We start from the raw sequence: 14,018 nt of genomic DNA, 5'->3' as shown, positions 1-14,018 counted from the left end.
TCGTGAGCAGCGAGAACGCGGACCGTAACGCCCCGGACGAGACCCCCGAGGTATGGGACGTCGTGGTGGTGGGCGGGGGCCCCGCCGGAGCATCGGCTGCCTATGCGGCCGCCGTCGCCGGACGGCGCGTCCTGCTTCTGGAGAAGGCGGAGCTGCCGCGGTACAAGACCTGCGGCGGCGGGATCATCGGCCCTTCGCGTGACGCCCTGCCGCCGGGCTTCGAGCTGCCGCTCAAGGACAAGATCTATGCCGTGACCTTCGCCCTCGACGGGAAGTTCACGCGCACCCGCCGCTCCAAGAAGATGCTGTTCGGCCTGATCAACCGCCCCGAGTTCGACCAGCAGCTGGTCGAGTCGGCGCAGAAGGCCGGTGCCGAACTGCGCACGGGCGCCACCGTCTCGCGCGTGGAGCAGCACGGCCCCGAGGTGCCCGACCGGCGTACGGTCGCGGTGGTCCTGAGCGACGGCGAGACGGTCCTCGCCCGCGCGGTGGTCGGCGCGGACGGCAGCGCCAGCCGGATAGGAGCACACGTCGGGGTGAAGCTCGACCAGGTCGATCTCGGCCTGGAAGCCGAGATCCCCGTGCCGCCGACCGTCGCCGAGGACTGGAAGGGCCGTGTCCTCATCGACTGGGGCCCGCTGCCCGGGAGTTACGGATGGGTCTTCCCCAAGGGCGACACCCTGACCGTCGGTGTGATCTCGGCGCGCGGCGAGGGTGCGGCGACCAAGCGCTATCTGGAGGACTTCATCGGGCGCCTGGGTCTTGCCGGGTTCGAGCCGTCGATCTCCAGCGGTCACCTCACCCGCTGCCGTACGGATGACTCGCCGCTCTCCCGCGGCCGCGTCCTGGTCTGCGGAGACGCGGCCGGCCTGCTCGAGCCGTGGACCCGCGAGGGCATCTCGTACGCGCTGCGCTCGGGACGGCTCGCCGGGGAGTGGGCCGTACGGATCGCCGAGGCACATGACGCGGTCGACGCGCGGCGCCAGGCGCTCAACTACACCTTCGCCGTCAAGGCGGGCCTCGGTGTCGAGATGAACATGGGACGCCGGGTCCTCACCCTGTTCGAGCGCAGGCCCGGCATGCTGCACGCGGCGATCACGGGCTTCAGGCCCGCGTGGAACGCGTTCGTACGGATCGTGCAGGGTTCCACCTCGCTGGCCGAGATCGTGCGCACGCATCCGATGGCGCGGCGGGCGATCAGCGCGCTGGACCGGGAGCCCGCTCAGCCCGCTCAGCCTGCTCAGTCGGGCCGGCCGGAGGCGTGACGGCCGCGGCGGGCGGGCCCACGCCCAGGTCGCCGCGTACTTCACCAGGAGTACACACGCTCACCTCCCTCGGCTGACGTCGCCGCACGTCCGTGCGGTCTAGCGTGGCCGTATGGCAGATCAGCAGACCCCCGGGCATCCGACGCGTTCCTGGGGCGGACCGCCGTGGCGCGACGGCCCGCCCGGACCGTGGAGGTGGGCGGAGGGCGGCGGTCCGCGCGGACCGTGGAAGCGGGGAGACGGTGGTCCGTCCGGGCCCTGGCGGTGGCTGGAGCGCGGTGGCCTGCCCTGGATCTCCACCCTGGTGATCACGGTCTTCGTGCAGGTGGGCAGCGGCTTCGCCGCCCACGCGCAGACCGACTACCGCAACGGCCTCGACGCCTTCGCGCGCGCCCTGCTCTTCGCGGGCACCGCACTGCTCCTGTTGCGCAAGAAGTACCCGGTGCAGGTGGTGTTCGCGGTCGCCGCCACGACCATGGTCTACCTCGGCGCCGGATACGCGTACGGCCCGGTCTTCGTCACGGTCGCCTTCGCGGTGTTCGCCGCGATCGTCGCCGGGCACCGGCGGGCGGCGTGGGCGGCCATCGGGATGCTGTGGCTCGGGCATCTGCTGATCGCCCACTGGCTCTACCGCTGGTTGCCGCCCTCCGGCGACTCCGCCGCGTCCTGGAGCGGTGAACTGGTCGTCGCCGCCTGGGTGGTGGCCATCGTGGCCGTCGCCGAGCTGGCCCGGGTGCGCCGCGAACAGTGGGCCAGGGAACGCGCCGAGCGGGCCGAGGCCGCGCGCCGCAGGGCGGACGAGGAGCGGCTGCGGATCGCCCGGGAACTGCATGACGTGCTCGCGCACTCCATCTCGGTCATCAATGTGCAGGCAGGGGTGGGACTCGCGCTGCTCGACGCCGACCCCGAGCAGGCCCGCACCGCCCTGACCACCATCAAGTCGGCCAGCAAGGAAGCACTCGGCGAGGTGCGCCAGGTCCTCGAATCGCTTCGGGCACCCGGTGACGCACCTCGCGCGCCGGCCCCGGGCCTCGACCGGCTGCCCGAACTGGTCCAGCAGGCGTCGAGCGCCGGGCTCACCGTGGAGGTGACCCGCCAGGGCAAGGAGGTGCCGCTCGCACCCGGCGCCGACCTCGCGGCGTTCCGTATCGTCCAGGAAGCGCTGACCAATGTCGTACGGCATTCGGGCTCGCGCGCCGCCAGGGTCACGATCGGCTACGGGACGAGTGAACTGGAGCTCCTGGTCGACGACGACGGTCCCGCCTCGGGGGCCGACGCGGGCGGCAGCGGCAACGGGCTTGCCGGAATGCGGGAGCGTGCGGCGGCCCTGGGTGGCACGATCGAGGCTGGTCCGCGCCAGGACGGCGGTTTCCGGGTGCGGGCCCTGATTCCCCTGCGTCCCAAGGAGACCACGCCATGATCCGGGTACTGCTCGCCGACGACCAGTCGCTGGTCCGGGCCGGGTTCAAGGCGTTGCTCGACGCACAGCCGGACATCGAGGTGGCCGGCGAGGCGGCCGACGGCGAGGAGGCGCTGCGCCGGGTGGGCGAACTGCGCCCGGACGTCGTCCTGATGGACATCCGGATGCCGCTGCTCGACGGACTCGCCGCGACCCGCCGTATCACCGACGATCCCGGACTCGCCGCCGTGAAGGTCGTGATGCTGACGACCTTCGAGCTCGACGAGTACGTCTTCGAAGCCATCCGGGCCGGCGCGTCGGGCTTCCTCGTGAAGGACACCGAGCCCGAGGAACTCCTGCGGGCGGTACGGGCGGTGGTCGACGGGGACGCGCTGCTGTCGCCGGGCGTGACGCGGCGGCTGATCTCGGAGTTCGCGGCGCGTTCCAAGGAACCCGCGATCGAGCAGAGCCTCGGTGAACTCACCGAGCGGGAACGCGAGGTGATGGCTCTGGTCGGCATCGGTCTGTCGAACGAGGAGATCGCCCGCCGCCTCGTGGTCTCCCCGCTGACGGCGAAGACCCACGTCAGCCGCACCATGGTCAAACTGGGCGCCCGCGACCGCGCCCAACTGGTCGTGCTCGCCTACGAGTCGGGGCTGGTCCGACCGGGCTGGCTCGGCTGACGGCCGGCGTTCCGGAAACGCCACAGCACACTGACGACCCGTACGAGAAAGGCGATCGGCGCGAGCACGGCCCCGGCACCCACCAGGACGTCGCGTGGACCGCGGGGGAGACCGAAGGCCCAGGCCGGGCCGGCCACCACGGCGAACACCAGCGCGGCGAGGAACACGGCCGAGACCAGCGCATAGCCGATCTCGACCGTGGCGGCGTCTCGTTGTGCCTGCGTACGGGTTCCCATACAGGTCATTGTGGCGCCTGCGGAACGGCCGGTGGGGCCCTTCGCCGCCTCAGACCGCCGAAGTCTCCTGCCACAGCCGGGCCACGGCGGCGTCGCCGGTGGCCTGGGGGAGGGGCAGGCGGTTCCACAGGGCCAGGTAGAGCTGCGCGGCCGGTCCGCTGATTTCGCAGTCGGCCTCGCCCTCCTCGCCCGGGGTCGTCGCCGGGGGCTTGTCCGTGATGCGTACGGTCCACACGGCGTCCTCGTCGGTGGTGCGGACCCGCAGCACCTTGGGCTCCTCGCTGCGGACCCGGCTGCGTTCCCTCGCGTGGAAGCCGGTCAGGAGCTCGTCGATGCCGTCGGCGGCGAACGCGGAGCCGATGCCCTGGTATGCGCCTGGACGCAGCGCCGAATCCGAGTCCACGCGGTGCACCGCCGTCTCGTGCGCCTGCCGTCGTGCCCAGAAGGCCCGCGGCGACGGGGCCGGCAGGAACGCCCAGCACTCGAGATCGTCGGGCGCCTGCTCCAGCGCCTCGACAAGCAGTCCGTGCCCCTCGCGGAACCATCCGACCAGCGCGTCGCCGTCCAGGTCGGGCGCCTCGCCCAACGGCCGCCGCTCGGTGTGCTTCTGCACGACGTACCCGGTGGCCCAGCGGTGCACGGCCCCGGTGTGCTTCAGCAGATCCCGCACCTGCCATCCGGGACAGGTGGCAACGGCAGCGTCGGGTCCGGCGGACTCGGCGCTGTCGGCGAGGAGTCGGCCCTCCGCGCGCAGGATGGCAATGTGCTCGGCGATGTCCATGGCCCGGGATCCTAAGCACTGCCCGGCGGCGTGACCACCAAGTTCCGGCCCGTGGACGGGAACGCCGCGCACGCCGTGAAGCCGGTCCATGGGGAAACTCAGGATGGACGTGATCGATCGCCGACCGTAGCGTTCGAGGCGCCAGCCGTCCCGCCCCGACCCAGGGATCCACCGTGGTGACCACGCCGTACACGTCCTCCTCCGCGCCCTTCGCGGGCGACGCCGCCCCCGACCGCATCGCCTGGCTGCGCCTTTCCTCGGTGACGCTGCCGCTGGCCGCACCGATCAGCGATGCCAAGGTGTTCACCGGGCGCCAGCAGCCCATGAGCGAAGTGGCCTTCCTGTTCGCCGAGATCGCCACGGAACAGGGCCGCGAGGGCGTCGGGTTCAGCTACTCCAAGCGGGCCGGCGGGCCGGGGCAGTTCGCACACGCGCGGGAGATCGCCGGGCAGCTCATCGGTGAGGATCCGAGCGACATCGGCAGGATCTGGACCAAGCTCGTGTGGGCGGGTGCCTCCGTCGGGCGCAGCGGTCTGGCCACGCAGGCCGTCGCAGCGTACGACGTGGCGTTGTGGGATCTGAAGGCCAAGCGGGCCGGGTTGCCGCTGGCCAAACTGCTCGGCGCCCACCGCGACTCCGTGCGCTGCTACAACACCTCCGGCGGCTTTCTGCACGTACCGGTCGAGGACGTGCTCACCAACGCGAGCGCCTCGCTGGCGAGCGGCATCGGCGGCATCAAGATCAAGGTCGGGCACCCGGACGGCAGGCACGACCTGCGCCGGCTCGCGGCCGTACGCGAACACATCGGCGAGGACGTGCCGTTGATGGTCGACGCCAACCAGCAGTGGGACAGGACCACCGCACAGCGGATGGGTCGGTCCATGGAGGAGTTCGGACTCGCCTGGATCGAGGAGCCGCTCGACGCTTACGACGCGCAAGGGCATGCGGCTCTCGCCGCCTCGCTCGACACCCCCGTGGCCACCGGCGAGATGCTCGCGAGCGTCGCCGAACACGTCGAGCTCATCCGGCACCAAGCCGCCGACATCATCCAGCCCGACGCTCCGCGGATCGGCGGCATCACCCAGTTCCTGAAGCTGGCCGCGCTCGCCGAACACCATCAGCTGCAGCTCGCGCCGCACTTCGCGATGGAGATCCATCTGCATCTGGCCGCCGCGTACCCGATCGAACCCTGGGTCGAGCACTTCGACTGGCTGTACCCGCTGTTCGAGGAGCGTCTTGAGATACGCGACGGCCGGATGCACCTGTCCGGGCGCCCCGGACTCGGCATCACGCTCAGCGAGCAGGCCCGCGCCTGGACAGTCGCCCGCCACGAAGAGGGCAAGAGGCCCTGATCTGGAGGGACAAGCAGCCCTCATCCGGAAGTGGGCAAGCAGCCCTCATCCAGAAGTGGGCAAGCAGCCCTGATCCGGAAGTAGGCAGGCGGCTCTGATCCGCAGACCCGCGGCCGGGGCTACCAGCCGAACATCTGCGTCCAGGTCCAGTCGCTCGTCACCACGCCCAACCCCATGGTCTTCAGGCCGCAGTTGAGGATGTTGGCGCGGTGGCCCTCCGAGTTCATCCACGCGTCCATGACGCTCCGTGCCGAGCTCTGGCCGCGGGCGATGTTCTCCGCGCCCGGGTTGTCGACGCCTTGGGCTTTCGCGCGGTCGACGAAGGTGCGGCCGTCCTGGCTGGTGTGGCTGAAGTAGTTGTTCGCCGACATGTCCTCGCTGTGCAGCTGGGCCGCCTTCGAGAGCCGGCTGTCCATGGTCACGGGCGAGCAACCGGCCTTCGCGCGCTCGGCGTTCACCAGCGCGAGCACCTGCTGCGCATGCGTGCCGCCCGGGTTCGCCGGCGGCTTCGGGGCCGGCGCGGGCTCGGTCGTCCTGGTCTTCGTCGGCTGCGGCTTGGGTGTGGTCGGGGTCGGCTTGGCCGTCCGCGAGGGCTTCTTGGAGGCGGAGGGCGAGGGCGACTTCGATACGGACGGGCTCGGCGACTGTGTCTCGGCCGCGGTGCTCTCCGCTTCGGACGGACTGTCCGAGGCGGTGGCCGTGGCCGCCTGCACCTTGTCGCTGTCCGAGTCGGGTGACATCAGATCGATCCCCACGGCCGTCACCCCCGTGACGAGCAGCACGACCGCTGCCGCCGCCGTGGCCGTACGCCGCCGCTTGCGCACGCGCATCCGGCGCTCCTCGAGCCGCGTGGGGCCGGCCGGAGTCAGATCGCTGCCGCCGGCGTCCCAGGGCTCGTCCGCCGTGGCGTCCCAGGAGGCGCCGGCCGGATCCGCGAACGCCACCGTCTGCGCGGCCGGCTCCCCGTAGAGACCGAGTGCCGCGAACAGCCCGGCCCCCGCGGCAGCCGCCACGGGCACCAGGCCGAAGCCGACGAGAAGTCCCTCGGCCGGCCATAGATCCGCCGCATGCCGCGAACACAGCTGACACTCCCGTACATGCCGGGCTATTCGCTTGCGCCACAGCCCGGACGGTATGCCGTCCCAGATCCCGACCACCGCGCCGAGCCCCGGGCAGGGCGGCGCGGCCAGGGCGCGGACGACCACGCGCGCGGTCTCCAACTGGCCCTTCATCCGCTGCACCCGCACCGCGGCATGCTGCTCGGAGATCTCCAGAGCGGCGGCCAGCTCGGGGCGCGTCAGCTCGCCCGCGGCCTCGAGCCACCACAGCGAGAGCAGTTCGCGGTCGTCGCTCTCCAGCCATCGCGTCGCCTCGGCGACCTCGCGGCGCTGACCCTCCAGGCCGAGCCGGACGATCGTGACGTTCACGAAGTCCCCGGCGGGATCGGCCAGTTCGTACGCGTCACGCAGGCCGAACGCGTCCGGCGCCGACTGCCGCGCCTGCCAGTGGCGCCGAACCTGGTTCACCGCGATCGCCACGAGCCACGAGCGGAACCGCAGCGGATCCTGCAGCCCGTCGATACCGCGCAGCGCCCGCAGCATGGTGTCCTGCACCACGTCGTCGACATCGGCGTGACCGTCGAGCGCACGGCCCACGACGTTGTAGACCAGCGGCAGATACGCGGTGACCAGATCGGCCTGCGCCCTGCGGTCCCCGTTCTGCGCCGCGCGCACCAGCGCGCCGCTCTCTCGGCTCACACCCACGTCCGTCCACTCTCCCTCTCGCTCGCCGCCTCACCGGGCCGGCAGTCAGGAGACCCTGGGGGCGTCGGCGGATAACAGGAATCGCGTCACCTTTGCGCGGGCGGACTCGGGGACACAAGGGCCGAGGGGTGTGGGATATGACGTATGTGAAGACGCGGTGCGGAGGGTGCAAGGCGGTTTATCAGGATTTAGCGGTATGGGCGTGGCGTCGGCCTGCCGCGCCGGATACGTGCTACCTCCGGTAACAACTCCCTGACAGGGGCTTGGCGGCGGGGGCGCATGTCCCTAATCTGTGAGCCAAACATGAGCTGTGCTCACATTAAGGATCTCGTGATGGCCCTCACGCACCCCCCACGCCACAGATTCAGATCCCTTCCGCTGGTCGTCCTGCTCCTCACCGCGATGGCTCTGGTGCTCGGCCCGGCGCCCAGCTCCGCGGCGGAGGACAAGTGGTGGGATCCCACCGCGCGGCCTGCTCCCGACGCTCGGGTCAATGTCACGGGCGAGCCCTTCAAGGGCACCGACGCCCAGGGGAACGTTCGGGGCTTCGTCGACGCCCACGACCACATCATGTCCAACGAGGGTTTCGGCGGGCGGCTGATCTGCGGCAAGCCGTTCTCCGAGCAGGGCGTGGCCGACGCGCTCAAGGACTGCCCCGAGCACTACCCCGACGGCTCGCTCGCCGTCTTCGACATGATCACCAAGGGCGGTGACGGCAAGCACGACCCCGTCGGCTGGCCCACGTTCAAGGACTGGCCCGCCCATGACTCCCTGACCCACCAGCAGAACTACTACGCGGGCATCGAGCGGGCCTGGCGCGCGGGTCAGCGGGTCCTGGTCAACGACCTGGTCACCAACGGAGTGATCTGCTCGGTCTACTTCTTCAAGGACCGCAGCTGCGACGAGATGACGGCCATCCGTCTCGAGGCGCAGAAGACGTATGACATGCAGGCCTACATCGACAAGATGTACGGCGGCCCCGGCAAGGGCTGGTTCCGGATCGTCACCAGCAGCGGGCAGGCGCGCGAGGTCATCGAACAGGGCAAGCTGGCCGTCGTCCTGGGCGTCGAGACCTCCGAACCGTTCGGCTGCAAGCAGATCCTGGACGTCGCCCAGTGCAGCAAGGCGGACATCGACCGCGGCCTGGACGAGCTCAAGGAACTGGGCGTCAGCAGCATGTTCCTGTGCCACAAGTTCGACAACGCCTTGTGCGGGGTGCGTTTCGACTCCGGCGCGCTCGGTACGGCCATCAACGTCGGCCAGTTCCTGTCGACGGGCACGTACTGGAAGACGGAGACCTGTCGCGGGCCGCAGCGCGACAACCCCATCGGCAACGCGGCGGCACCCGAGGCGGAGGCGCGACTGCCCGAGGGCGAGTCCGTCCCCACGTACGCCACCGACGCCCAGTGCAACACCCGCGGACTGACCGACCTGGGCGCATACGCGGTACGCGGGATGATGAAGCGTCACATGATGCTGGAGCTGGACCACATGAGCGTCAAGGCCGCCGGCCAGGCCTTCGACATCCTCGAGTCCGCGGACTACCCCGGCGTCCTCTCCTCGCACAGCTGGATGGACGCGGGCTGGACCGAACGGCTCTACAAGCTCGGTGGGTTCGCCGCCTCGTACATGAGCGGCGCCGAGGGCTTCAGCGCCGAGGCCAAGGGCAGGGACGCGCTGCGTGCGAAGTACGACGTCGGCCTCGGCTACGGCACCGACATGAACGGAGTCGGCGGCTGGCCGGCCCCGCGCGGCGCCGACACCCCGAACCCGGTGAAGTACCCCTACCGGTCCACGGACGGCGGTTCGCTGATCGACAAGCAGACCACCGGTGAACGCACATGGGACTTCAACACCGACGGCGCCGCGCACTACGGCATGGTCCCCGACTGGATCGAGGACATCCGGATCGTCGGCGGACAGGGCGTCGTGGACGACCTGTTCTCGGGCGCCGAGTCGTATCTGCGTACATGGGGCAAGTCCGAGCAGCACACACCCGGGCAGAACCTGGCCCAGGGCACACGCGCCTCGGCGTCCTCGACGGAGTGGTGGAATCCGATCGAGAACTTCGCGCCCGGCAGGGCCGTCGACGGCGACCTCAACACCCGCTGGGCCAGCGAGTGGTCGAGCGACCAGTGGCTGCGGATCGACCTCGGGTCCGCCAAGCCGGTCGGCCGCGTGACCCTCGACTGGCAGGAGGCGTACGCGAAGTCGTACCGCATCGAGCTGTCGGACGACGGCACGAACTGGCGGACGGCCTGGTCCACGACCGCCGGCGACGGCGGCCTGGACACGGCCCGCTTCACGTCGAGCCAGGCGCGCTACGTACGCGTGCACGGCCTGGAGCGCGGCACCAAGTGGGGCTACTCCTTGCGCGAGGTCGGCGTGTACGGCAGCTGACCGTCGACCAGGCGGTGTCCACGGCCGGGGCCGGCCGGATCAGTTCCCCTGATCCGGCCGGCCCCGCCACCTGGCAGAGCATCAGCCCCACCCATCTCCGAGGACTCGCATGATCAGGCACCACGCCGAGGCCCGCCTCTGGCTGCTCAGCACCCCTGGCACCTCCTACGCCTTCTGCCTCGACGCCGAGGACGTCCCCCGGCATGTGCACTGGGGCCGCCCACTGTCCCTGGAGCAGGCCGTCGCGATCGCGGCCGACCTGCCCGCGGAGGATCCCGGCGGCGACGACCCGGGCGGCGAGGAGTTCGGCGTCGAGGGTGGACTGCGGTTCGGGGCGCCCTCGTTGACCGTACGGTTCGGCGACGGGGTCCGCGGCTTCGAGTGGCGCTTCCGCTCGCACGAGATCGACGGCGACCGGCTCACGCTCTCCTTCACGGACCGGGTGCGCGCCCTCGGCCTCGACCTGCACTACCGGCTGCGGGACGGCCACGACCAGGTCGAGCGCCGGGCCGTCCTCACCGCGCACGAGCCGGTGGAGGTGCTGCGGTTCGACTCCGCCGCCTGGACGCTGCCCGCCCGCGACGACTACCGCGTCAGCCATGTGGTCGGGGAATGGGGCCGGGAGTTCCAGCTGCGGCGCGACCAAGTGCCCGTCGGGGAGACCGTGTTCACCAGCCGCCTCGGGATCACGGGCCAGCACGCCGGGCCCTGGCTGATGCTCGACGCGCACGACGCCGCCGAGGAACACGGCGAGGTCTGGAGCACGGCCCTGGCCTGGAGCGGCAGCCGCCGGATCACCCTGCGCCGCGACCCCTACGGCCGCACCTCCTGGACGGGCGGCTTCGGCCACGAAGGACTCGTCTGGCATCTGGCCGCGGGTGAACGCCTGGAGACCCCTGTCTTCACCGGCCTCTACGCTCCCGACGGCTTCGGCGGCACCAGCCGCCGCTGGCACGCCTACGTGGAACGGGAGGTGCTGCCCGCCCGCGCCGCCGAACGCCCCCTGATCTACAACTCGTGGGAGGCGACCGAGTTCGACATCGGCGAGAAACAGCAGAACGAACTCGCCGACCTGGCCGCCTCGATCGGCGTCGAGGTGTTCGTCGTGGACGACGCATGGTTCGGCGCCCGCACCAGCGACCGGGCCGGACTCGGCGACTGGTGGCCCAACCCCGACCGCTTCCCGAACGGCCTGGGGCCGCTCGCCGACCACGTCCGCTCCCTCGGCATGGGCTTCGGCCTGTGGGTGGAGCCCGAGGCGGTCAACCCCGACAGCGAACTCTTCCGTACGCACCCCGACTGGATCCTCCACCAGGAAGGACGGGGACGGTCACAGCGCCGCAACCAGTACGTCCTGAACTTCGCCCGCCGCGACGTCCGCGAGTGGGCGGTGGAGTGGCTGGTCAGGACCGTCACCGAACTCGACGTCGCCTTCCTCAAGTGGGACATGAACCGGCCCTTCAGCGAGGCAGGCCGGCCCGGGGCCGCCGACCCCGACCGGGTCTGGATCGAGCACACACGCGGCGTGTACGAGGTGATGGACCGCACGCGCGCCGCCCGTCCCGGCCTGTACCTGGAGTCGTGCGCCGGTGGCGGCGGCCGCGCCGACCTGGGCGTCCTCACCCGCGCCGACCAGATCTGGACCTCGGACAACACCGACGCCGCCGAACGCGTCGCCATCCAGCACGGTCACGGACAGGTGCTGCCCGCACGCACGATGGGCGCCTGGGTCACCGACAGCCCGAACAGCGTCACCGGCCGCCTGGCGTCCATCGCGTATCGGTTCCACGTCTCGATGGCGGGCGCCATGGGCATCGGCGGGGACCTGCGGAACTGGAGCGAGGAGGACTTGGCCTGGTCCCGGATGCTGGTCGCGCAGTACAAGCGGATCCGCCCGGTGGTGCACGGAGGAGTCCAGTACCGCCTGGGGAACGACGCCGTGCAGTACCTCACCGAGGACGAGGTGGTCGTCTTCCGGTTCAAGCCGTCCGCGCTGACCCGCTCGGCCGCCCGCACCCGCCTCAAGGCCCTTGATCCGGGGGCTCGTTACCGGGATGAGGCCACCGGCGCCGTACACGAGGGAGCCGTCCTCCTCGGCCACGGCCTCGCGCCGCTCCTTTCCTTCGACTGCACGAGCGAGCTCGTCCACCTCAAGAAGGTCTCCCGATGAGCCTCGCCCCGGAGCGCCCCGGGCAGCCCGCGGCGCTCGCCGAGCCGGTGCACAAGGTCGGCCGCGGCTGGATCGCCCTGTACGTACTGGCCAACATCGGTCTCTACGTGCCGCTGCAGGCGCCGACCACATTCCTGATGCCGGAGCAGATCGCCGAGATCGACCCGGAGGGGAAGATCGGCAGTTACGCCTGGGTCAGCATGATGGGCGCGATATCGGGGATCGTCCTCGCGCCGCTGGCCGGCGCCCTCAGCGACCGCACCACGAGCCGGTTCGGGCGCCGCCGGCCCTGGCTGGTGATCGGCTCGCTGGCCTGTATGGCGGCGCTGGTCTGCCTCGGCTTCCAGACGACGGTGGTCGGGGTCGCGATCGGCTCGCTCGTACTGTCCGCCACATTCATGCTCATCGGCGGCGGACTCGCCCCGATCGTGCCCGACCAAGTCCCGGTGGCCCAGCGGGGCGTGGTGCTCGGCTGGGCGATGGCCCCGCAGGCCATCGGCATGATCGCGGGCGGTCTGCTGCTCGGCCTCGTCACGGGATTCCCCGCGCAGTACGCGCTGATGGCCACGCTGCCGCTGCTGATCCTCCTGTTCGCGATCACCATGAAGGACCCGCCGCTACCCCTGCGCGACCGCGAGCCGTTCTCGCTGCGCACCTTCCTCAACGGCTACCGGATCAGCCCGCGCCGGCACCCCGACTTCGTCTGGGCGTTGGGTTCCCGGTTCACCATGGGCCTCGGCTACGGCACGGGCACGCTCTATCTGCCGTACTTCCTGGACGACGTGGTGCACTACGAGGAGATCTTCCCCGGCCAGTCCACCGAGGACGGGCTGCTCATCGTGATCGGCGTCAACTGCCTGGCCACGATCGCGACGGTGGTGTTCAGCGGCTGGCTCTCCGACCGGCTCGGCAGGCGCCGCATGCTCGTCTTCCTCGGCGGCGTCACGATGGCCGTCGCCGCGATCCCGCTCGCGCTGTCGCCGACATGGACCATGACCCTGGCCGCGGCCGTCATCCTGGGCCTGGGCTACGGCGTGTACCTGGCCGTGGACACCGCCCTGGTCACCGAGGTGCTCCCGGCCTCGGCCGACCGCGGCAAGGACATGGCCCTGGCCAATCTGATGACCTCCCTGCCGTACGTCCTCGTCCCGGCGATCGCCTCGGTCGTACTCGGCAGCCTGGGCGGCTATCGCTTGCTGTTCCTGTGCTCCGCCGGACTGTCCGTCCTCGGTGCGGCGATGGTCTGGAAGGTGAAGTCGGTCCGCTGAGAGGTCTTTTCGCGGCAGGTCAGCCGAGCCGGTCGCTCAGGTAGCTGTTGAGCACCCGCTTGCACTCGGCGATCAGCTGCGGGTCGCCCTGCGGGTCGGTGCGGAAGGCGAGTTGCAGCAGCGTGTCCGCGCACTCCAGGGCCACCCGTACCGCGATCTCCAGGTCGGTGTCGTCCTCGACACCGGTCAGGGAGGCGGTCAGGGCGCGCAGCCGGCCGGCGACCGCGGTGTTGTTGTCCAAGTGCGGTTCCAGGACGTGGTCCTGGCCGACGGCGCCGAAGTCGACGACGCCGAATCCGGTGATCGAGCGGCGCATGGTGACGTACTCGTCGACGGTCACCTCCACGACGCCGATGATCCCGTCGGGCGCCTCGCGCTCCAGACGGTCCGTCACCCGCCCCAGGTACGACTCCAGATTCCGCGCGGCGAGCGCGCCGATCAGTCCTTCGCGGTCGGAGAAGAACTGGTACAGGGTGCCGATGGGCACCTCGGCCCGCCGGGCCACTTCCTTCGTGGTCAGCGCGGCATAGCCGACCTCGTCCAGGACTTGGGCGCAGGCGTCGAGGAGCCGCTCGAAGCGTTCGAGGCTGCGCTTTTGGACGGGCAGCTTGCGCAGGGTCCCTGGGGTGCGGTCTTGGTTCACGCTTCCATCATTCCACCGAACCCACTAACGTGAGCAGTGCTCATGTTCTAGGAGGTCG

Annotated in this window: 11 protein-coding genes; 7 read left to right on the top strand and 4 right to left on the bottom strand. The window is 70.7% G+C overall.

Annotation, left to right across the window (positions count from 1 at the left end; all coding sequences use genetic code 11):
• The first annotated feature begins 2 nt into the window (after positions 1–2).
• The 3 genes from H9Y04_RS26005 to H9Y04_RS25995 all read left to right on the top strand — a co-directional run bounded on the left by H9Y04_RS26005 (position 3) and on the right by H9Y04_RS25995 (position 3,347).
• Positions 3–1,265: a geranylgeranyl reductase family protein gene (locus H9Y04_RS26005; protein ID WP_187816429.1), complete on the top strand. Its 1,263-nt coding sequence runs from the start codon at positions 3–5 to the stop codon at positions 1,263–1,265.
• Positions 1,266–1,377: 112 nt separating this feature from the next.
• Complete coding sequence (locus tag H9Y04_RS26000; RefSeq protein WP_187816428.1) at positions 1,378–2,685, top strand: sensor histidine kinase; 1,308 nt, start codon at positions 1,378–1,380, stop codon at positions 2,683–2,685.
• Positions 2,682–3,347 (top strand): response regulator transcription factor, encoded by a 666-nt coding sequence (locus H9Y04_RS25995; protein WP_187816427.1) that lies wholly within the window; start codon positions 2,682–2,684, stop codon positions 3,345–3,347. Before H9Y04_RS26000 ends, H9Y04_RS25995 begins: the two co-directional genes overlap by 4 nt.
• Here the strand turns inward: H9Y04_RS25995 and H9Y04_RS25990 are convergent.
• Positions 3,308–3,592, bottom strand: a complete 285-nt coding sequence (locus H9Y04_RS25990; RefSeq protein WP_187816426.1) for a DUF6332 family protein — start codon at positions 3,590–3,592, stop codon at positions 3,308–3,310. The two genes, H9Y04_RS25995 and H9Y04_RS25990, sit on opposite strands and share 40 nt — an antisense overlap.
• 40 nt (positions 3,593–3,632) lie before the next feature.
• A complete protein-coding gene (locus H9Y04_RS25985) occupies positions 3,633–4,364 on the bottom strand; it encodes a maleylpyruvate isomerase family mycothiol-dependent enzyme (RefSeq protein ID WP_187816425.1) in 732 nt (243 codons plus the stop codon).
• Between the two features lie 173 nt (positions 4,365–4,537).
• Between H9Y04_RS25985 and H9Y04_RS25980 the strand changes: the two genes are divergently transcribed.
• The gene (locus H9Y04_RS25980; RefSeq protein ID WP_187816424.1) at positions 4,538–5,716 is read left to right on the top strand and encodes an L-talarate/galactarate dehydratase; all 1,179 of its coding nucleotides are present in this window, start codon (positions 4,538–4,540) and stop codon (positions 5,714–5,716) included.
• A 119-nt stretch (positions 5,717–5,835) separates the two neighbouring features.
• On the opposite strand, the gene H9Y04_RS25975 is transcribed toward H9Y04_RS25980, so the two are convergent.
• Positions 5,836–7,473: a sigma-70 family RNA polymerase sigma factor gene (locus H9Y04_RS25975; protein ID WP_187816508.1), complete on the bottom strand. Its 1,638-nt coding sequence runs from the start codon at positions 7,471–7,473 to the stop codon at positions 5,836–5,838.
• A gap of 339 nt (positions 7,474–7,812) precedes the next feature.
• Here H9Y04_RS25975 and H9Y04_RS25970 point away from each other — a divergent pair, with 339 nt between their 5' ends.
• The 3 genes from H9Y04_RS25970 to H9Y04_RS25960 all read left to right on the top strand — a co-directional run bounded on the left by H9Y04_RS25970 (position 7,813) and on the right by H9Y04_RS25960 (position 13,317).
• Positions 7,813–9,879, top strand: a complete 2,067-nt coding sequence (locus H9Y04_RS25970; RefSeq protein WP_187816423.1) for a galactose-binding domain-containing protein — start codon at positions 7,813–7,815, stop codon at positions 9,877–9,879.
• A gap of 109 nt (positions 9,880–9,988) precedes the next feature.
• Positions 9,989–12,049 carry an alpha-galactosidase gene (locus H9Y04_RS25965; RefSeq protein WP_187816422.1) on the top strand — a complete coding sequence of 687 codons (2,061 nt, stop codon included), beginning with the start codon at positions 9,989–9,991 and terminating at the stop codon, positions 12,047–12,049.
• On the top strand, positions 12,046–13,317 hold the full coding sequence (locus H9Y04_RS25960) for an MFS transporter (RefSeq protein ID WP_187816421.1): 1,272 nt from the start codon (positions 12,046–12,048) through the stop codon (positions 13,315–13,317). Before H9Y04_RS25965 ends, H9Y04_RS25960 begins: the two co-directional genes overlap by 4 nt.
• Positions 13,318–13,336: 19 nt before the next feature.
• On the opposite strand, the gene H9Y04_RS25955 is transcribed toward H9Y04_RS25960, so the two are convergent.
• Positions 13,337–13,960: a TetR/AcrR family transcriptional regulator gene (locus H9Y04_RS25955; protein ID WP_187816420.1), complete on the bottom strand. Its 624-nt coding sequence runs from the start codon at positions 13,958–13,960 to the stop codon at positions 13,337–13,339.
• Positions 13,961–14,018 lie beyond the last annotated feature (58 nt).

Origin of the sequence: Streptomyces polyasparticus, from assembly GCF_014493765.1 — a bacterium.
GTDB lineage: Bacteria > Actinomycetota > Actinomycetes > Streptomycetales > Streptomycetaceae > Streptomyces > Streptomyces polyasparticus.
The sequence above is the reverse complement of the archived record's forward strand: the minus strand, read 5'-3'. Positions and strand labels throughout refer to the sequence as shown.

Bases quoted from the DNA above. Each gene is read 5' to 3' on its own strand.
- H9Y04_RS25970 (WP_187816423.1), top strand. From the start codon at position 7,813: ATGGCCCTCACGCACCCCCCACGCCACAGATTCAGATCCCTTCCGCTG.
- H9Y04_RS25990 (WP_187816426.1), bottom strand. From the start codon at position 3,592: ATGACCTGTATGGGAACCCGTACGCAGGCACAACGAGACGCCGCCACG.
- H9Y04_RS25960 (WP_187816421.1), top strand. From the start codon at position 12,046: ATGAGCCTCGCCCCGGAGCGCCCCGGGCAGCCCGCGGCGCTCGCCGAG.
- H9Y04_RS25965 (WP_187816422.1), top strand. From the start codon at position 9,989: ATGATCAGGCACCACGCCGAGGCCCGCCTCTGGCTGCTCAGCACCCCT.
- H9Y04_RS25985 (WP_187816425.1), bottom strand. From the start codon at position 4,364: ATGGACATCGCCGAGCACATTGCCATCCTGCGCGCGGAGGGCCGACTC.
- H9Y04_RS26000 (WP_187816428.1), top strand. From the start codon at position 1,378: ATGGCAGATCAGCAGACCCCCGGGCATCCGACGCGTTCCTGGGGCGGA.
- H9Y04_RS25995 (WP_187816427.1), top strand. From the start codon at position 2,682: ATGATCCGGGTACTGCTCGCCGACGACCAGTCGCTGGTCCGGGCCGGG.